This is a genomic window from Ereboglobus sp. PH5-5, from assembly GCF_029504805.1.
Lineage (GTDB): Bacteria > Verrucomicrobiota > Verrucomicrobiia > Opitutales > Opitutaceae > Ereboglobus.
On record NZ_JAQFIT010000001.1, the window covers coordinates 280,548 to 300,148 of the forward strand.

Annotated in this window: 9 protein-coding genes; all 9 read left to right on the top strand. The window is 60.9% G+C overall.

Annotated features, from left to right (window positions below; translation table 11 throughout):
• The first annotated feature begins 148 nt into the window (after nucleotides 1–148).
• The 9 genes from M2103_RS00995 (at nucleotide 149) to M2103_RS01035 (ending at nucleotide 19,595) form a co-directional block, all read left to right on the top strand.
• A complete protein-coding gene (locus M2103_RS00995) occupies nucleotides 149–2,026 on the top strand; it encodes a putative Ig domain-containing protein (RefSeq protein WP_277508154.1) in 1,878 nt (625 codons plus the stop codon).
• Nucleotides 2,027–2,154: 128 nt separating this feature from the next.
• The gene (locus M2103_RS01000; RefSeq protein WP_277508155.1) at nucleotides 2,155–4,380 is read left to right on the top strand and encodes a TIM-barrel domain-containing protein; all 2,226 of its coding nucleotides are present in this window, start codon (nucleotides 2,155–2,157) and stop codon (nucleotides 4,378–4,380) included.
• Nucleotides 4,381–4,498: 118 nt separating this feature from the next.
• Complete coding sequence (locus tag M2103_RS01005; protein WP_277508156.1) at nucleotides 4,499–5,488, top strand: endonuclease/exonuclease/phosphatase family protein; 990 nt, start codon at nucleotides 4,499–4,501, stop codon at nucleotides 5,486–5,488.
• Between the two features lie 345 nt (nucleotides 5,489–5,833).
• Nucleotides 5,834–7,219: an MFS transporter gene (locus tag M2103_RS01010; protein ID WP_277508158.1), complete on the top strand. Its 1,386-nt coding sequence runs from the start codon at nucleotides 5,834–5,836 to the stop codon at nucleotides 7,217–7,219.
• Between the two features lie 887 nt (nucleotides 7,220–8,106).
• Entirely contained in the window at nucleotides 8,107–9,903 is a 1,797-nt protein-coding gene (locus tag M2103_RS01015; protein WP_345783530.1) for a sugar-binding domain-containing protein, read from the top strand.
• Between the two features lie 129 nt (nucleotides 9,904–10,032).
• Entirely contained in the window at nucleotides 10,033–11,247 is a 1,215-nt protein-coding gene (locus M2103_RS01020; RefSeq protein WP_277508160.1) for a metallophosphoesterase family protein, read from the top strand.
• A 417-nt stretch (nucleotides 11,248–11,664) separates the two neighbouring features.
• On the top strand, nucleotides 11,665–12,747 hold the full coding sequence (locus M2103_RS01025; RefSeq protein ID WP_277508161.1) for a glycerophosphodiester phosphodiesterase family protein: 1,083 nt from the start codon (nucleotides 11,665–11,667) through the stop codon (nucleotides 12,745–12,747).
• A gap of 144 nt (nucleotides 12,748–12,891) precedes the next feature.
• Nucleotides 12,892–18,369, top strand: a complete 5,478-nt coding sequence (locus tag M2103_RS01030; protein ID WP_277508163.1) for a calcineurin-like phosphoesterase C-terminal domain-containing protein — start codon at nucleotides 12,892–12,894, stop codon at nucleotides 18,367–18,369.
• Nucleotides 18,370–18,422: 53 nt separating this feature from the next.
• The gene (locus M2103_RS01035; protein ID WP_277508164.1) at nucleotides 18,423–19,595 is read left to right on the top strand and encodes an Sb-PDE family phosphodiesterase; all 1,173 of its coding nucleotides are present in this window, start codon (nucleotides 18,423–18,425) and stop codon (nucleotides 19,593–19,595) included.
• Nucleotides 19,596–19,601 lie beyond the last annotated feature (6 nt).

The window sequence follows — 19,601 nt, forward strand, 5'->3', positions numbered from 1 at the left end:
GTGTCAAACCTCACGAGCCTCACTTAAATTATACAAATAATACAATATGATATTAACCACGGATTACACGGATGACAAACCGGGCGGCGCTTGCGACGCCCCTACGGTGCTTATCCGTGTAATCCGTGGTTAATAAATTTTTTAAATTATGAAAACTATCCACCTTGCCCTGCTCGCCTTCGCGTCCGCCGCCCTCGCCATTACCGGGCATTCCTCGCCGGACACAAAAAATGCCGCCGACATCACCTCGGTCATCACCAACGCCGACTGGCACATGCGCAGCGGCGAAAATGTCTCGGTGTATAAATTCCACGCCGACTTCACTTGGGAGGAAAGCTGGAAGGACGACGTCAAGAGCGGCCAGTGGCGCAAAACCGGCGACGGACGCTTCTCCATCGGCGCCTACACATTTCAAATCGAAAAGGACGGCGCGCAACTGCGCCGCAGCGACCGCAAGGCATGGAAGCGCGCCCCCGCCACGCCGGGCCGGCTGACCGCGCCCGCGCCCGACATGGAGGCGTTGCGCGCGCGCATCCTCACGCCGCCGCCGCCCGCCACGCCGCGCATCAACGGCCCGCGCGTGTTTGGCGCGCGCCCCGGCTCGGTTTTCCTTTACACAATCCCGGCGACCGGCGACCGGCCCATGACGTTTTCCGCCGACAACCTGCCCGCGGGCCTGAGCCTCGATTCCGCCACCGGCCGCATCACGGGCCGCGTCGCCGCGGCCGGCGAATACAAAGTCACACTCCACGCCGTCAATGCGCTCGGCAAGGCCGCCCGCGATTTCAAAATCGTGATCGGCGACAAACTCGCGCTCACCCCGCCGCTCGGCTGGAGCAGCTGGAACGCCTACGGCAACGACGTCTCGCAGGAAAAAATCCTCGCCGTCGCCCGCGCCTTCGTCACCACCGGCCTCGTCAACCACGGCTGGTCCTACATAAACATCGACGACTGCTGGCAGGGCGTCCGCGGCGGAAAACACAACGCCATCCAGCCGAACAAAAAATTTCCCGACATGAAAAAACTCGCCGACGACATCCACACGCTCGGCCTCAAGTTCGGCATCTATTCCGGCCCCTGGGTCGGCACCTACGCGGGCTACATCGGCTCCTACGCCGACAACGCCGACGGCACCCACGACTGGATCAAACAAAAACAGCACGACGAGCATTACCGCTTCGACATCGGCAATCCCGTGCGCGACCGCAAGCGGCACTACAAGCACGGCAAACACTCCTTCGTCAAAAACGACGTGGCGCAATGGGCTGAGTGGGGCGTTGATTATTTGAAATACGACTGGGCGCCCAACGACATCGCCCACACCAAGGAAATGCTCGACGCGCTCCGCGCCACCGACCGCGACATTGTTTACAGCATTTCCAACTCCGCCCCCTACGGCGACGCGCCGAAATGGATGAACCTCACGGACGTGTATCGCACCACCGGCGATATTCGCGACACCTGGAAAAGCGTCTCCGCCCTCGGCTTCACGCAATCGAAATGGGCCGCGTTTTCCGGCCCCGGACACTGGGCCGATCCGGACATGCTCGTCGTCGGCCACGTCGGCGGCTGGACGGGCGGCACGCTTCACTACACCAAGCTCACCGCCGACGAGCAATACTCGCACATCAGCCTCTGGGCGCTCCTGTCCTCGCCGCTCCTGCTCGGTTGCGACATGGCGCAAATCGACGAGTTCACGCTCAGCCTCCTCACCAACGACGAGGTCCTCGACATAAACCAGGACCCGCTCGGCCTGCTCGCCATGCCGGTGCTGGAAAAAGGCGACACCGTTGTTTACGCCAAGCACCTTGAGGACGGCTCGATGGCCGTCGGCCTGTTTAACAAGGGCGCGGAAAAAAGCGAAATCGAATTCACGCTGAAGTCGCTCGGCCTGCGCGGAACCCAAACCCTCCGCGACGTGTGGCGCCAAAAAAACATCGCCACGACAAAGGACAAATTCTCCGCCACGGTGAACCCGCACGGCGTGCTCCTGCTGAGAATCTCGCCGGGCAACAATCGCAAATGACCGGCCGCGGGCGCGACACGGTTTTCAGTCGCGCCCGTCCGCATTTTTTGCATTTCAAATCACAACAAAAACAAATCCTCCCTAATTCTCCAAACGGTCACACACACACCATGAGCGCGCGTATTTCCATGAAAAAACTAATCCTGTCGGCAGCATTTGTATTGCTGGGCGCGGCATCACTTTCCCTGCACGGGAATCCGCTGACGTTCGGGAACAAACGCGTCACCATTATTTCGCCGACGCTGTTCCGGCTGGAATACGCCAACGACGCCAAGTTCCTCAACGACCGGACCCTGTTCGCCCATCATCGCGACGCGCGTTGCGACGACTTCACCGTCACGGAGCTTGGCGGGGGACGCTACCGCATCACCACCTCCGCGCTTCGCATGGAGTTTCACGACGACGGATTCCCCTTCGGCCTTCACAACTTCGAGGCGTGGTTCACGCACAACGGAGCCGATAAAAAATTCACCCTGCGCAATCGCAAGGGCGGCAACCTCGGCGGCGCGATCTCGACGCTCGACCGCGTCGCGGGTCCCATCCCGCTCGACGAGGGACTGTTGAGCCGCAACGGCTGGTATATAATCAACGACTCGGGCAAGGACATCATAAAGGACGACTGGATCGCGCGCCGCGACGCGGACCATGTGCAGGACGTTTATTGTTTTCTCTATGGCGGCGACTACCGCGCCGCGCTTGCCGACTTGGGCCGCATCAGCGGCAACGTCCCGATGACCCGCCGCCACGTGCACGGCGTGTGGTATTGCCGCTGGTGGGATTATAACGCCGACGAATACCGGCAGATTGTGGATGAATACCGCCAGCACGGCTTCCCGCTCGACAATCTCGTCTTCGACATGGGCTGGCACACGCAGGACGCCACGGCCGGCACCGGGCACGCCAGCAACCGCGGATGGGTTGGCTACACATGGAACCGCAAATTGATACCCGACCCGGCGGCGCTCGTGGGCGATCTGCTCAAGGACAACATATACATTTCCCTCAACGACCACCCGCACGACGGCATCCGCCCCCACGAGGCCATGTATAAGGCGTTCATGGCCGACATGGGCCTCCCCGCCGACGGCTCGACAGTGATGTTCGACGCGGGCAACCGTCGCTACATGGAAACATTCCTGCGGCACGCGCACGGGGAATCGTGGGACATGGGCGTGGCCTTCTGGTGGCTGGACTGGCAGCAGGATTATCTTTACCCGACGGTTCGCGGCACATCGACCACGCACCTGGCCTGGCTCAACGAATTATATTACAAGGAATCGCAACGCAACGGACTGCGCGGCGCGAATTACAGCCGCTGGGCCGGCTGGGGCGACCAACGGCATCCCATCCAGTTCTCGGGCGACGCCCACGCGAACTGGAAAGTGCTGGCCTTCGAGGTCGAGCTGACGGCGACCAGCGGAAACGCCGGATGCTATTATTGGGCGCACGACATCGGCGGTTTCTACGGCGGCAAGGACCCCGAGCTTTACGCCCGCTGGACGCAGTTCGGAGCCATGAGCGCCGCGATGAGGATCCATTCGCAATACGACGCCAAGCTCGACCGCCGCCCGTGGCTTTGGGGAAAACAAGCCGAGGCCTCGATGAAAAAAGCCTACGTCCTGCGCTCCGAGCTGATGCCCTATATTTACTCAAGCGTGTGGCAAACCCACCGGACGATGGTGCCGCTCAACAGGGCCATGTATATCGACCACGGCGGCAGCCCGGAGTCTTACAAAAACCCGCAGCAATTCATGTTCGGCGACTTGCTTCTGGCCGCGCCAATCACATCGGCCGGCGAGGGCGAAAACAAAATCGCAAAACAGAAAGTGTGGTTCCCGGCGGGCGACGCATGGTATGACTTTTTCACCGGCGAGCGCCATGAGGGCGGGCAGACAAAAACCGTCGCCAAGGACATCGACCAATTTCCGCTGTATGTCAAAGGCGGCTGGCTGCTCCCGCTGCAACCCTACCGCGAGCGCCCGGCATCGGCGCCCCTGGACACGCTCGTGATGCGGGTCTATCCGGGCGCCGACGGCGCCGACAACACCTTCACGCTCTACGAGGACGACGGCCTCACGCGCCAATACGAGGACGGCAGGTTTGCGACAACCGCCCTGCGCTACCAGCGCGCCGGCGACAAAGTCACGCTGACGGTGACGCCCAACGGAGGGACATTCGACGGCAAGGTCGCCAACCGCGCCCACCGCGTCGAAACATCCGCCGCCAGCATCAAAAACATCAAGGCCAACGGACGTCCCGTGAAAGCCATCCGGCGAGGCGGATTACAGGTAATCGAAATCCCCGCGCAACCGGTCGACGAGCCGCTGGTTATTGAAATGCAAATCGGAAAATAAAGAGCCTCGGGGCAAGCCCCGGGGCCTTGGAGGGACGGGCTCCGTCCCGTCCGCGAACGCTTGCATTTTATCTGTGGCCATTCGCGTCCATCCGCGGTTAAAAAAACCTTTCTTAATTATGAAAACCACGCTCCCCGTCCGTCGTCTCACCCTGCTCGCGCTCGCGAGCGTCGCGCTCGCCCTCACCGGTTTTTCCGAGCCCGTGCGCGTGCTCACCTACAACCTCCTCGGCTCCCGCCCGAGCACCGAAAAAAACGCCAAGTGCGAGCCTTGGGTCAAACGCAAGCCGCTCGTCCTCGAAATCATGCGCGACCGGACAGGCGGCGCGGGCTACGACTTCATCGGCACGCAGGAAACCTCCACCAACCCCGACCCCGTGCTCGACCAGGTCAACCAGCTCGCCGTTGAGATGGAAAAGTCCGGCTACGGCTCGCTCTACGCGGCGTGCAACGGCGAGCCAAACACGCTGAAACCGACGGAAATCTCAATGTCCAACATGTTCTTCTGGCGCAAGGACCGCTGGGAAATCGACCCCGGCGACAGCGGCACGTTTTGGCTTTCCGACACGCCCGAAATCCCCGGCTCAAACACCTGGTCGCCCATTGATCCCAAGACCGGCAAAAGCACCAACAAGGGCGCGCGCCGCAATGTCAGCTACGGCCTCTTCCACGAAATCGCCAACGGCAAGCGCACCGGCAAAAAAGTGTATTTCTACAACACCCACCTCAACGTCCACGTGCCCGAGGCCCGCATGAAATCCGCACTCCTCATCATGGACCGCATCAAAAACCGCAAGGACAAGTCCGCGCCGATCATCCTCACGGGCGACTTCAACTCCCTGCGCAACGACTCCCGCGGCGACGGTTACGTCTACAAATACCTCACCGGTTTCCCGATCAAGTTCGAGGACGTCACCTACTCGCCGCCGCAAGCGCTGGTCGAGGCCTTCGAGGAGGCGGGCAGCCCGAGGGAAAAACTGCCGCGCATCGACTTCATCTTTTCGAGCAAGGGCCTGAAACCAACCTCCGCCGCCAACGTGGACATCCGCCGCAACGGCATCCGCCCCAGCGACCACGCCCCCATCGCCGCCGTGCTCGATTGGGAATAATTCACTCAATCCGTTTTAGCCGCCAAAAGGCGCAAGAGGCGCAAAGATAAAAACCTTCCAGTTCGCGTTTGCCCGCCTTTGGGAGTGAATGACTTTTGGGAGAACAAATTCCTCATGGTTTTTTTTGCGCCTCTTGCGCCTTTTTGCGGCTATTCCTTCGGTTGAGGCAGAGCCGCCTCGGAACATCTGAGGACTAACAAAAGAGTTTCGACACTCCTCAAAAATTCCCCGAACAACTGGCTCGCCCTTCGCGCCCTCTGTGTCATAACCCTGTCCCCTTTCCGGCAAAAAATCCCCCTCAAACCACCCCGCTTCCGCCACCTTAAACTTAAACCTTAATCGTCAATGTTCAAACGCCTGCTCAACTTCTTCCGTGTCAGCCAGCCCGCCGCCGTGCAATTGCCGCACGACAAAAATACGGACGCGCTCTACAAGCGCCTGCGCTGGCAGGTGTTTCTCGCGGGCACGATCGGTTACAGCTTGTTTTACGTCTGCCGCACCACGCTCAACGTCGTCAAAAAACCCATGCTCGACGCCGGCTTGGTTGACGCCAGCCAACTCGGCGTCGTCGGTTCCGCGCTCCTCTTCGCCTACGCGGGCGGCAAGTTTTTCAACGGCTTCATCGCCGACCACTCCAACATCAAGCGCTTCATGGCGACCGGACTCGCGCTCTCCGCGTGCGCCAACCTCGTCATGGGCGTGATGGGCTTCACCACCGGCGTCATTTCCGCCGGCGCGTTCACCGCCATCTTCGCCACCATGTGGGCGATCAGCGGCTGGGGCCAGTCCGTCGGCTCGCCCTGCGCGGTCATCGGGCTCTCCCGCTGGTATCCGTTGAAAAAGCGCGGCACCTTTTACGGCTTCTTCAGCCTGAGCCACAACCTCGGCGAGTTTTTGTCCTTCGTGCTCGTCGGGTTGATTGTCTCCGCCGTCGGCTGGCAATGGGGCTTCTGGGGCGCCGCGCTCGCGGGCGTGCTGGGCGTGGTTGTCATCATCTGGCTCATGCACGACACGCCCGAAAGCCAAAAGCTTCCGCCGGTCGAAGTGCTCACGGGCGAGGCCGCGCAACAAAATGCGTCCGCGCCCGCCGAAAGCACCGCCTCGCTCCAGCGCCTCGCGTTGCGCACGCCCGGCGTGTGGATACTCGCCGCGTCGAGCGCGTTTATGTATATGGCGCGCTACGCGGTGAACAGTTGGGGCGTGCTCTTCCTGCAGGAGACAAAGGACTACAGCCTCGTCGAATCAACCAACCTCATTTCCGTCAACGCGCTGCTCGGCATCTTCGGCACGGTGCTCTCGGGCTGGTTTTCCGACAAATTTTTCCGCGGCGACCGCCGCCTGCCCGCGATCATCTTTGGGGTGTGCAACACCGTCTCGCTCATCCTCTTCCTTTATGGCGGCAGCGGCATCGTTGTGAACGTGATCAGCATGATCCTCTTTGGCATATCCATCGGCGTGCTCATCTGTTTCCTCGGCGGACTGATGGCGGTTGACCTCGTGCCGCGCAAGGCCACGGGCGCGGCGATGGGCGTTGTCGGCCTCGCGAGTTACATCGCCGCCGGCTGCCAGGACATCATTAGCGGCAAGCTGATCGACGCGCGCATAACAATCGTCGAAGGCGTGAAGGTCTACGATTTTAGCCACGCCTCGGCCTTCTGGGTGATCGCTTCGACGCTCTCCTTCCTCCTGATCGTCCCCCTGCTCTTCAGCAAAAAGAAGCCGAACACATAACTACCCGCGCACGAACCGCCGCCTGCGCAAGGAGCGGCGGCTTTCAGCCGCCGGACGAGGCCAACGAGCCTCGCCCCCTGATCGTGAAAATCAACAAAACTCGAGACGGCTCCCTTTTGATCCTGATAAAATGAAAAAATATAAAAGTATTTTTGATTGCAGCGATGATTTTATCAAATTCAGAATAGCAATGTATTTTTTATTCGGAATCGCTGTTTTCGGACTGATGGTTTTTTTATCATTCCAGGATATCCGATTTATAACTATCAAGGACGTAATATTGTTTTTAATTGCTGAAGGAGTGATTATTATGGCGATCAACAATGATCGCAAAGAGTTAAAACGCCGAAAACAAATGCGGAAAAAGGGGAGCATATTCTTAATGAAAATGTAGAAATATTTTAACCATAGCCGCCAAAAAGATAATGGCCTGATTACTGTTTATTTTTCGCCCCAGCCATCGTGATTTGCATTCAAAATTCCCCCAATTCTCATTGTCGCCACAAACTAAACGCGACGCAGCCGCAATTGAAGGATGTCATCATTCATTTTTGACCACGGATTACACGGATATGCACGGATAAGCAAACCGGGCGTCGCAAGCGACGCCCCTACTGCATTCATCCGTGTTAATCCGTGTAATCCGTGGTCAAAAATTTGCTGTGAAAACACACCCCGCGAGCAATCGCAGAAAACCTGAAATTGAATAATTATTCCTATCGCCATTTTTCGTTTTCCCCATGACATAAACCCCTTCCCTTTTTCCGTCTCATTCCCCGTCTTTATTAGCGTCCATTTGCGTCCATTCGCGGTTACAATTTTCCCTTTCTCCAATGAACCACAAAACCCAAACTATGAAACATTGCCTGCCGTTATTCCTTGTCGCGATGCTCCTCGCCGGAGCCACCGCAACCGCCAAATCCTGGGCGCCCGCCGGCGACCTTATCAAAACGCCCTGGGCCGCCCAGGTTGATCCCTCCAATCCGCTGCCCGAGTATCCGCGCCCGCGCCTCGCGCGCGCCGAGTGGCAAAATCTCAACGGCCTGTGGGACTACACCATCGCCCCGAAGGGCGCTGCGCTGCCCACAGCCTACGAGGGGCAAATCCTCGTGCCCTTCGCCATCGAGTCCTCGCTCTCCGGCGTGCAACGCGAGGTCGGCTCGGACAACGAACTTTGGTATCAACGCCAGCTCGCCATCCCCGCCGCGTGGCGCGGAAAAAACATCATTCTGCACTTCGGCGCGGTTGACTGGCGCGCGGATGTGTTTGTCAACGGCGCGCCCGTCGGCTCGCACACCGGCGGCTACGCCCCGTTCTCGTTCGACATCACCCGCTTCCTCAACGCCTCCGGCTCGAACACGCTCGTCGTCCGCGTCTGGGACCCGACCGACGCGTCCGACAATCCCGTCGGCAAGCAGGTGCGCAATCCCAAGGGCATCTGGTATACCCCCGTCACCGGCATCTGGCAAACCGTGTGGATGGAACCGGTGCCGAAAAACCACATCAAGGACGTGCAAACCGTCTCCGACATCGACGCCGGCACGCTCGCCGTGACCGTCGCCACCGCCGCGCCCGCCACCGTCGAGGTGGAGCTGGTTGACAACAACAAGGTCGTTGCCACCGCGCGCGGCAACGCCGGCGAGGCCCTGACGCTTTCGTTGAAAAACCCGACGCTCTGGTCGCCGGAAAACCCGAAACTCTACGACCTGCGCGCGCGCCTTCTCGCGGGTGGCAAAACCGTCGATGAAGCCCGCTCCTACACAGCCTTCCGCAAAATCTCCATGAAGCGCGACGCTTCCGGCATGGTGCGCATGCAATTGAACGGGAAAAACTATTTTCACTTTGGCCCGCTCGACCAAGGCTGGTGGCCCGACGGCCTCTACACCGCGCCGACCGACGAGGCGCTGTTGTTTGACATTATCAAGACCAAGGAGCTCGGCTTTAACATGATTCGCAAGCACGTGAAAGTGGAGCCGCAACGCTGGTATTGGCATTGCGACCGCGAAGGCATTCTCGTGTGGCAGGACATGCCCAGCACGCACAGCTACGGCCTCGGCGCGAAGTGGGGCCGCAACACGCTCGGCGGCGGAATCGACACGCTGCGCACGCCGCTCTCGAAGGATAATTTCCAAAAGGAGTGGGGCGAAATCATGGACTTCTGCAAGGGCCATCCCTCGGTCGTCGTGTGGGTGCCGTTCAACGAAGCGTGGGGCCAGTTCGACACGGAAAGAATCGCCAAGTGGACGAAGGAGCGCGATCCCTCGCGCCTCGTCAACGCGGCCAGCGGCGGCAACATGCGCGCGTGCGGCGACATTGTTGACTTCCACAATTATCCCGCGCCGAAAATGTTCCCCGGCTACTCAAACCTCGCGCTTGTGCTCGGCGAATACGGCGGCCTCGCCCTCCCGCTGCCCGGCCACCTCTGGAAACCGGACGGCAAAAACTGGGGTTACGGCAAAGTCAAATTCACCGGCAAGGACGACCTCACGGCGAAGTATGTTGAATACACAAAAATGCTGAAGGACATGGTCGCCGAAGGTTATGCCGCCGCCGTTTACACGCAGACGACCGACGTCGAAATCGAGGCCAACGGATTCTACACCTACGACCGCAAAGTCTTGAAAATGGACGGCTCCGCCGTCCGCGCCGCCAACCGCGCCGTCATCGAAGCCCTGGCCGAGTAACCCCGTGGGGGCGCACCTCGCGTGCGCCCTCGCGCCCGCCCGCTTTGCGCAAACCCGCGCAAACAATCATTCGCATAACTAGGGCGCGCGCAATGCGCGCCCCTACGAAATTAAACCCGAAAACCCATCATGCAACGCCGCCAATTCATCACCTCAATCGGAACCATCGGCACGCTCGCCGCCGCCGGACTCGCCAGGCCGCTCGCCGCCGCTTCCGCGGACGCCGCGAGCGCGGAAAGCACCGGACTGCTCAACGGCACGCCCGCCGTCTTCGCCCCCACGCCAAGCAGCCTCACCATCACGCTTCCGCTTCGCGAAGCCGCGCTCGCCTGGATCGACTACGGCGAAACGCCAAAGTTTCAGTTCACGGCCGCCAGCGACGAATGGGGCTTCGTCCCGCACGACGACAAGGTGGCAAAAATCCGCCTCACCGGATTGAAACCCGGCACGCGTTACCACTGGCGGGCCACCTTAAAACCGCTCAAGGGCCAGGGAAAACAAATCCGCACGCGCGTTTATAGCCACAAGACCCTTTCGCCCAAGGCCGCCGAAACCCGCTTCTCAGTCTGGAACGACACGCACGACCAGGCCGCAACCATCCAAAAACTCCACTCGCTGCGCCGCGCCGAGGACGATTTTCTTTTGTGGAACGGCGACCTCAGCAACAACGTCAACGACGCCTCGCGGCTTCCCGGCATCTACGTCAGCCCCAAGGGCGTTGACCTCGCCGAGGGCCCGCCCATCCTCCTGACCCGCGGCAACCACGACGTGCGCGGCATCTGGGCGAACAAAATGACCGACTACGTGGATTTCCCCACCGGACGCCCCTTCTACGCCTTCCGCTCCGGCCCGATGGCCGCGATCACGCTCGACACCGGCGAGGACAAACCGGACTCGCACCCCTCCTTCAAGGGAGTCGCCGCGTTCGAACCGCTCATCAGGGAGCAAGCCCACTGGCTCGAGCGGGTCATCCAGCATCCCGCGCTGCGCTCCGCGCCCTACCGCGTCGTGTTTTGCCACATCCCGCTGCGCTGGACCGATGAAGTCCAGGCCAACTACGACAACAAGGAATGGGATCACGTCAGCCTGCGCGGACGCGCCGTGTGGCACGACTCGCTCGTGCGCTGGGGCGCGCAAGTCATCGTCTCCGGCCACAACCACCGCGCCACATTGATACCCGCGACAAAAAAGTTCCCCTACGCCCAACTCCTCGGCGGCGGACGCGGGATCTCCAACGCCACAATCATCCGCGGCCACGCCGACGCCAAACAACTGCGGCTCGCCGCAACAATGATCCACGACGGCTCCATCGCGCACGAGATAAGTTTCAATCCGCTGGCTTGAGCCGCGCGCGTGAGCCAAGAGATCATCCCAAATTAAAACCCTCTGATTGTTAACCACGGAGGACACTGAGAGGCACGGAGAAACACATGAGGAATCGCCGATGTTTTTCTTCCGCCTCCGTGCCGTAATACTATCTTCAAAAATCCTCTAATTTTTGCATGATTTCCCTATGTCGCGACTCAATCAAACCAAAGACAAATTCAACCGCAGATAAACGCAGATGAACACAGATATTCAAACCATCGAACCGCAACGCTTATTGCTTTCCGCATCTGCGTTTATCTGTGTCCATCTGCGGTTAAAAAATACGGCATTTCCGATTCCTTGCATCCTCAATCTTCGGTTGCGGCGGAGCCGCGCTAGGCCCTCCGTGGTTATGCTTTGTTCGGGAAAAACCATTAAATCAACAACGCCCCAATGAATATAAAACACGCACTGATATTAATATTCAGCCTGTCGCTGATCGCCTGCGCGCAAGCATCGGCGGCGGCAGCCCGGAAATATACGACGGAACCGTTTTATTTCTCGGGGCTGAATGTCGCCTCGGGAAAACCTTATACAATTTGGGGAAACGGCTTCAAAGCGAATGACAAAATAAAACTAACCCCGACGGGAAAAAATAACGCCGGGGAAATAATTCTGAACGGCGAGGTCGCCCGCGACAGGCTGAAAATCATCATTCCCGAAGGATTCCAGTCCGGCAGGTATCAAGTGGAGTTGATTCGTAATAATAAAACACGGCACTTGGGTTTCACCCAACTGAACAAAGTTGATGCGCTTCCCTCCACTCCCAAGGTCACGGCGCACAGGGGTTATTGGAACACCGCCGGCTCCGCGCAAAACTCGATCACCGCGCTGCGCAAAGCGCAGGAGCTTGGCGTGTTCGCCTCGGAGTTTGACGTGTGGCTCACGGCCGACGGCAAACTGGTCATCCATCACGACGCAAAAACCATAAACGGAATCTCAATCCAGAATTCCACATATGACGAAGTTAAGGGATTCGTCCTGGAAAACGGCGAGCCCATCCCGACGCTTGAGGCGTTCCTGGAGCAAGCCAAGGCCAAGCCCGAAATGACACTCGCGGTGGAGATAAAAACGCACAAGACCAAGGAGAAAAACAACGCCGTCGTCGCCGCCACGGTCAAGGCGATCAACAAGGCAGGATTGATGAACCAAGTGATGTTCCTCGCGTTCAACCTTGATATTTGCAAGGAGCTGACACGCATCCAGCCGGGTTGCAAGGTGGCCTACCTGAACGGAGACAAACCCCCGAGTGAACTCCACGCGCTCGGAATCACCGGCGCCAACTACGGCTTCAAGGCCATTCGCTCAAATCCCCATTGGATCAAGGAAGCGCACGACCTGGGCATGACCATCAATGTAAGGACGCTCAACACGATGGCCAACGTGATCGAAATGGCCAACCTCGGAGTGGACTACATTTCATCCGACTGCCCCGCCCAGGCCCAACAAATCGTCGAACACTTTCAGGGGAAATAATGCCGGCGCGTTTTTTGTTTTGAGGCGCGCCCCGCCACTCCGCCCCTCCTGCCCGCGCCCAAACGAACCTTGAAAAAAACAACCCTCCCCAACACTCTTTTCATAACGCGCCAAAGCGCGAACCTCCCCCTCCCCCGCCATCCCATGAAAAACACCCCCGCATTAATCTTTGGGTTCGCCCTCGCACTCGCCCTCGCGCCCGCGACCCGCGCCGCCGAACGCTTCTGGGGCGGAGGCTCCGGCAACATCACCGACAACAACTGGTATTCCGACCTCGGCCTCACGACTCCCGCCGCCCGTGGCAACGGCGATGTCGCCAATATCGCCAGCGGCACCGTTTTTGTCACCAGCAACGCCACCGTTTACGACACCAACATCGGCCTCGCCGCGGGCGACAACGCCGCCGTCATCGTCTCCGGCAACTGGTATAACTCCGGCGGCGAGCTCTCCATCGGCGGCGTCGGCGGCACCAACGCCATTTTTCCCGCTCCCACGGGCGGCGCCGGCGGGCTCACCATCCTCAGCTCCGGCTCCGTCCGCGCCAGCACCTTTTACGTTGGCGGTTACGGCTCGGGCACATTCCACCTCGCCCAAGGCGCAAAGTTGACCAATCACGCCAACGCCTTCCTCGGCCGCAACGCCGGAGGCTCCGGCACCGCCACCATCAACGGCCTCTGGACAATCAAGGGCAGCTCCACCAACAACGGCAACCTCTCCATCGCCCACGCCGTCGGCAGCCGGGGCAACCTCCTCACCATCGGCGTGACCGGCACCGTCATCGCCAGCGCCAACACCGCGTCCACCAATTATTTTTACATTGGCCCCAACAGAAGCACTTCCGGCACCGTTATCGTAAACGGCCTCCTCCGAATCGACGGCACCAACGCCATCAACTCCATCGCCTATCGCGGAAACAATGGCACCGCGTCCGACACCGCCGCCTCCGGCGTCCTCATCATCGGCCAAACCGGCACCGTCATTTTCAGCGGCACCGAAACCAGCCTCGGCCACCTGGGCATGGCCTCCGGAGTCACCTACCGCGCCAACGCCTCCGGCACCGTTTTCGTTGACGGCGTCTGGAAAAATGCCGGCAACCTCATCGTTGGTCGCTCGGGGGCGGGCCACCTCGAAATCGCCCAAACCGGCACCGTCACCGTCGGCACCTTCCTCGCCATCGCCAACGGCAACAGCATGTCCAACGCCAGCCACACCGCCACCGGCCCGGTCGGCGGCACCGTCATCGTTGACGGCTATTTGGGCGTCGGGGACTATTTCGCCATCGGCAACGGCTCCCACGCCAACCTCCACATCACCGAAAACGCCACCGTCATCACCGGCACAAACGGCACCGGCTACGGCCACGTCCAAATCGGGCGCAACGGCTCCACCGTCGGCACCGGCACAGCCGTCCCCGTCCCCGGCAACTCCATCGTGCGAGTGGACGGCCTGCTTGATGTCGGCGGCAATTTCCTCTTCGGCATGCGCAACAAATCCGAGCTCACCCTCGGCGCCGCGAGCAACATCCTCGTTGAGGGCAACTACTACCAAAACGCCCAAACCCTCCTCGCCATCACGCCCTCCCCTGGCCCCGCCCGCGACCTTCCGCTCGTTGCCACCGCCGGCTCTGCCTACATTTCCGGCACGCTCAAAATCACCAACATCAACACCCTCGCCGGCTACTCCACCGCCGCCAACGCCACCAATTCCAACGCCCTCCCGGCCATCACCGTTTTGAGCGCCGGCACCGGCATCGAAGGCGAATTCAAAACCATCTCCATCACACCCGCCCTCACCGGCACCACCGGCCTGCCCGACTACATTTACAACGGCAAAACCATCCTCGGCGCCCCCAACGGCTCCGCAGAATACCGCGTCGGCCAGCTCCTCTCATGGCACGCCCCCGCCGCCAACGCGCACGGTGCCTTCACCATTGCCGCGGGCAACACCTTCACACTCGACACCCCGCTCGCCGACCGCGCCGACGCAAGCGCCCTCGCCACCGGCTGGGACGGACGCTCCCTCACCAAACGCGGCCCCGGCACCCTCGTCCTCGCCGACACCGGCTCGCGCACCGGCGACACCACCATCGAATCCGGCACCCTCCGCGTCGCCACACCCGCCGCATCCCTCGGCATCCTCGTCAACAACGCCGTGCTCGACCTTGGCGGCTCCTCCGGAGGCCACCACACCGCCACCGCCAGCACCCTCGCCGGCACCGGCACGCTCATTCTCGCCATCGACTCCGCCACCGGCGACGGCGACCGCCTCATCATCACCGGCGACGCCTCCGGCGCATACACCGTTCGCGTCTCGATAGACGGCGCGCCGCCAACCACGCCCACTCCCGCCCAACTCACAACCGTCAAGACCGGCTTGATCACCGTCGGAGGCGCAAACAGCGCCACGTTCACCGAGGCCGCCACGCCGGCGGGCGTTACCGTCACCTTCGCCCCGCAAGGCGGTTCCGTCACGCCCGCGCAACAAGTTGTCACTCCCGGTGCCGCCTATGGCGAACTCCCCGCGCCCGTGCGCGCCGGCTTCACCTTCGCCGGCTGGTTCACCGCGCCCAACGGCGGCACGCCGGTCACCGACACCACCATCGTCGCCTCCGACGCCACCAGCCACATCCTCCACGCGCGCTGGGTGGAGGGAAACCACCCCGTCATCACCCCCGACGCCGGCAAAACCCTCTACGGCTCCATCATCGACGACACCGGCGCGCCCGTCCCGAACGTCGTTGTCAGCGACGGCTTCACATGCGTCAAAACCAACGACGCCGGCATCTATCAAATGACACGCAACGCCAAGGCTCGCGTCGTCTTCTACTCCACCCCCGAAACCCACGCCGTCAAGACCCTCGGCACCGGACGCACCGGCTACGCGTGGTTCTCGAAAAAACTCGTCACAGGCGTTAACCGCTACAACTTCGACCTCGTCCGCCTCCCCGCGCCCGAAACCGATTTCATGCTCCTCGGCATTGGCGATCCGCAAGTCACCTCCCTTGCCCAGCTCAAACGCTTCGAGACCGAAACCATTGCCGACATCGGCAAACTCCGCCAAGCCACCCCCGCCAACACCCCCATCTACGCCATCATGCTCGGCGACATCGTGGGCGACAACCTCCACCTTCTCGCCCCGCTCCGCGACATCGTCAACGCCTCGCCCGTCACCTACTTCTCGGTCCCCGGAAACCACGACCACAACCAAGCCTACTCCGGCCTCAACAAGGACTACGAGTCCGGCGAGGACTACGAAAATATCTGCGGCCCCCTCAACTACTCCGCCAACATCGGCAATGTCCACATCATCGGCCTCGACGACATCCTCTACACCAAGCAAAGCGGCTACGGCACCGGCCTCACCACCGAAATCCTCGAATGGGTTAAGCAAGACCTCAGCCACGTCCCCAAGACAAAAACCATCATCGTCGCCTACCACATCCCGTTGCGCGGCGGCACCTACCAAAAGGCGCAAGACCTCTTCGCCCTCCTCAAGGACTACGCCGACGTCCACTTCATGGCCGGCCACACGCACTACCAGCAAAACATCACATTTACCATCAGCGGCTCCACCAAAAACATCACAGCCTACGAGCACATCCACGGCGGCGCCTGCGGCGCATGGTGGAACTCCATCGTCAATGTTGATGGCGCGCCAAACGGCTACGGCGTTTATACCATCTCCGGCACCAAAATCACCGACTGGTATTCCAAACCCACCGGCTACAGCGACACCTACCAAATGCGCATGTATCGCGGCAACGCCAGCTTCGGCGGCAACTACGGCACATACACCTACGGACGGAACGCAAACGACGTCGTTGTTGACATCTGGAACTCCGACACCACCGGCAAATGGAAATTCGCCGTCTATGAGGACAACGTCAAAGTGTCCGATTCGCTGACAAAGCTCTCAACCTCGGCAAAGGTGGACGCCTATGCCGCCGGCTACCATGTCGGCGTCCTCGGCCGCACTTACGACAGCAGCAGCAACAACCACCTGTATTACCACACCCTGAAAAACGCCGCCGCAAAACATATTGAAATCCGAGCCACCGATCGCTTCGGAAAAACCTACTCGCTGTCCGACTTCACCACCGACCTCTCCGAATTCCCCGCCAACTTCGCCTCGCCCGAAATCACCACGCAACCGGCGGACGCCACCGTGATGGCCGGCAACCCCGCCACCTTCACCGCCGTCGTCAGCGGCACGCCAAAACCCTCGCTCAAATGGCAGTCCTCAAGCGACGGCGCCACATGGACGGACATCTCCGGCGCGACCACCGCGTCCCACACCATCCCCAACGCCACCATCGCGCAAAACGGCACGCTATACCGCCTCGCCGCAACCAACGCGCGCGGCCTCGCCACCAGCCACGCCGCCCTGCTCACCGTCAACCCCAACCTCGCGCTCGACGCCGCGCAAACGCTCAAGGCGCAGCTCCAAGCCACCGGCACCGCAACCATCACCGTGTCCGGCACGGTTGATCTCTCGCTCGTCGGCGGAGCCACCGTCGCCAAGGGCAAAACCATCGTCGGCGCGGACGCCACCTCCACCATCTCCGGAAACCTCACCCTCGCGGCGGGCGCGAGCGACACCATCATCCGCGGTGTGAACTTCACCACCGGCGCGCTCACCATCAACGGCGCGAACGACGTGGACGTTTCCCATTGCACCTTCACCGACGCCCCCGTCTCCATCACCGGCAACGCCGACAACATCGCCTTCTCGTGGAATATATTCACCGCCACACCCGCGGGCACCGGTTCGGCCATGACCATCTCCAACGCGGGCGCATCCACGGGCATCCTCCTCGATCACAACCTCTGGGGCGCCAACCTGAAAAACAACATGCCGGGCGCGACCAACGCCCGCGTTTACATGTATAACAACTACATCACCGCCACGGGCAACACCACCGCGACCATCGCCGGCGCGGGCGCGCAAATCCTCTCGGTGCGCAACATCTACCAAGGCGTGAAAAATCCGCTCACCAAGCAATCCTCCGGACGCCTCCGCACGACCGACAACATCATGGACGCCACCACCGGCACGACCGCGACCGGCGACGACAAAGTCTTTGTCCCCGGCTATGCGCACATCATCGACTCCGGCGACAGCAACACCGCCGCCTCCATCACCGCAAAAGCGGGCAACACCGCGGGCAAAAACTCCGCCACCCCCGCGCAAACAAACGGCGCCGCCAGCATCAGCGCAACCGTGACCGGCTCCGGCGCGAACAAAACCGCGAGCAGCGCCAGCGTTCCCCACGCGGGCGGCTTCACGCTCACCGGCAACGCAACCGGATTCACACCCACCGCACGGCAATGGTATCGCGACAACACCGCCATTGTCGGCGCGACCTCCGCCACCTACGCCGTCACCAGCGCAACCGCCGCCGCGCACGCCGGAGCCTACGCCGTGGCATTGACAACCAGCACGGGCGAAATCGTGACCTCCGGCGCGTTCACAGTGACGGTTGCCGCGCCCCCCATCGACACACCGGACACCGGCAACAGCTCCGGCGGTGGAGGCGGCGGTGGCGCGCCCTCGCTACTCCTCCTCCCCGCCCTGCTGCTCCTTCTGGCAGGGCGAACCCTCCGGCTGAGCCGCAAACGATAACCCGTCCGCAATCCGCCGCGCAACCCATCTCCAACTCCCATCAACTCATCACCATGAAAAAACAACATCACCACCACATCCGTAACTGTTCATTATTCGCCATGCTTTTTGCACTGGCGCTCGGCACGCTTCACGCGCAACACGACCCGTTCCGCGTCGAAATCCCCGACATCCCCGGCTACAAAACCCTCCGTTGCGACCTGCACATGCACACCGTGTTTTCCGACGGACAAGTCTGGCCCGCAGTCCGCGCCAGCGAGGCCTCCCGCGAGGGACTCGCCGCCATCGCCATGACCGACCACCAGGAGCGCCGCCGCAACGTTTACGACGAAAAAGTCTCGCGCAACTACTCCTTTGAAATCGCCAGCAAGGCGGCGCCCAAAAACCTCGTCGTCATCCCCGGCACCGAGGTCACCTACGGAATGCCCCCCGGCCACTTCAACGCCATCTTCATCAAGGACGCCGACGCCATGAGCACGACCGACTGGCGCAAGGCGCTTGAGGAGGCGAAAAAACAGGGCGCGTTCATCACATGGAACCATCCGCGCTGGGAAAACCAGCAGGCGCACATCACCCGCTGGCTCCCCGAGCACGAGGAAATATTCCAGAACGGCTGGATGCAGGGCATCGAAGTCGCCAACGGCAGCCTTTACAGCCCGCACGCCTTCCAATGGGCGCTCGATAAAAAACTCACCATGATCGGCGCGTCCGATGTGCACGCGCCCATCCAGAACGGCTATGATTTTCAAAAAGGCGAGCATCGCACGACCACGATCGTTTTTGCCAAGGAAGCCACGGCGGCGTCCATCCGCGAGGCCCTCGACAATCGCCGCACCGCCGTGTATTTTCGCGAGTTCATCTACGGTGAGGAACAATGGCTGCGCCCGCTCGTCGAGGCATGCCTCTCGGTCAAAGTTGCGCACAACGTGGGCTCCAACACCCAGACGCCCCGCTTTGTGGTCACCATCAAAAACAACTCCGGCCTGACCTTCAAACTCCTCAAAGTCGTGCCCGGTGAAAAACCCGCATTCTACCGCGACTACCTCGTGAAACCGCACTCCTCGCGCGGCATCGGCGTTGGCTTCCCCGACGAGACAGGCTCCGACGAGGTCGTTTTCCAAGTGAGCAATTTCCTCACTTCGCCCGAGACTCCGCTGACCTTCACGGTAAAACTCCCGAAAACACCCAAGGACAAAAGGGTCAAATCCAAGGCCAAGGCCAAGTAATACCGT

Coding starts and splice junctions, on each gene's coding strand:
- M2103_RS01035 (WP_277508164.1), top strand. CDS start 18,423: ATGAAAAAACAACATCACCACCACATCCGTAACTGTTCATTATTCGCC.
- M2103_RS01005 (WP_277508156.1), top strand. CDS start 4,499: ATGAAAACCACGCTCCCCGTCCGTCGTCTCACCCTGCTCGCGCTCGCG.
- M2103_RS01020 (WP_277508160.1), top strand. CDS start 10,033: ATGCAACGCCGCCAATTCATCACCTCAATCGGAACCATCGGCACGCTC.
- M2103_RS01010 (WP_277508158.1), top strand. CDS start 5,834: ATGTTCAAACGCCTGCTCAACTTCTTCCGTGTCAGCCAGCCCGCCGCC.
- M2103_RS00995 (WP_277508154.1), top strand. CDS start 149: ATGAAAACTATCCACCTTGCCCTGCTCGCCTTCGCGTCCGCCGCCCTC.
- M2103_RS01015 (WP_345783530.1), top strand. CDS start 8,107: ATGCTCCTCGCCGGAGCCACCGCAACCGCCAAATCCTGGGCGCCCGCC.
- M2103_RS01025 (WP_277508161.1), top strand. CDS start 11,665: ATGAATATAAAACACGCACTGATATTAATATTCAGCCTGTCGCTGATC.
- M2103_RS01030 (WP_277508163.1), top strand. CDS start 12,892: ATGAAAAACACCCCCGCATTAATCTTTGGGTTCGCCCTCGCACTCGCC.
- M2103_RS01000 (WP_277508155.1), top strand. CDS start 2,155: ATGAAAAAACTAATCCTGTCGGCAGCATTTGTATTGCTGGGCGCGGCA.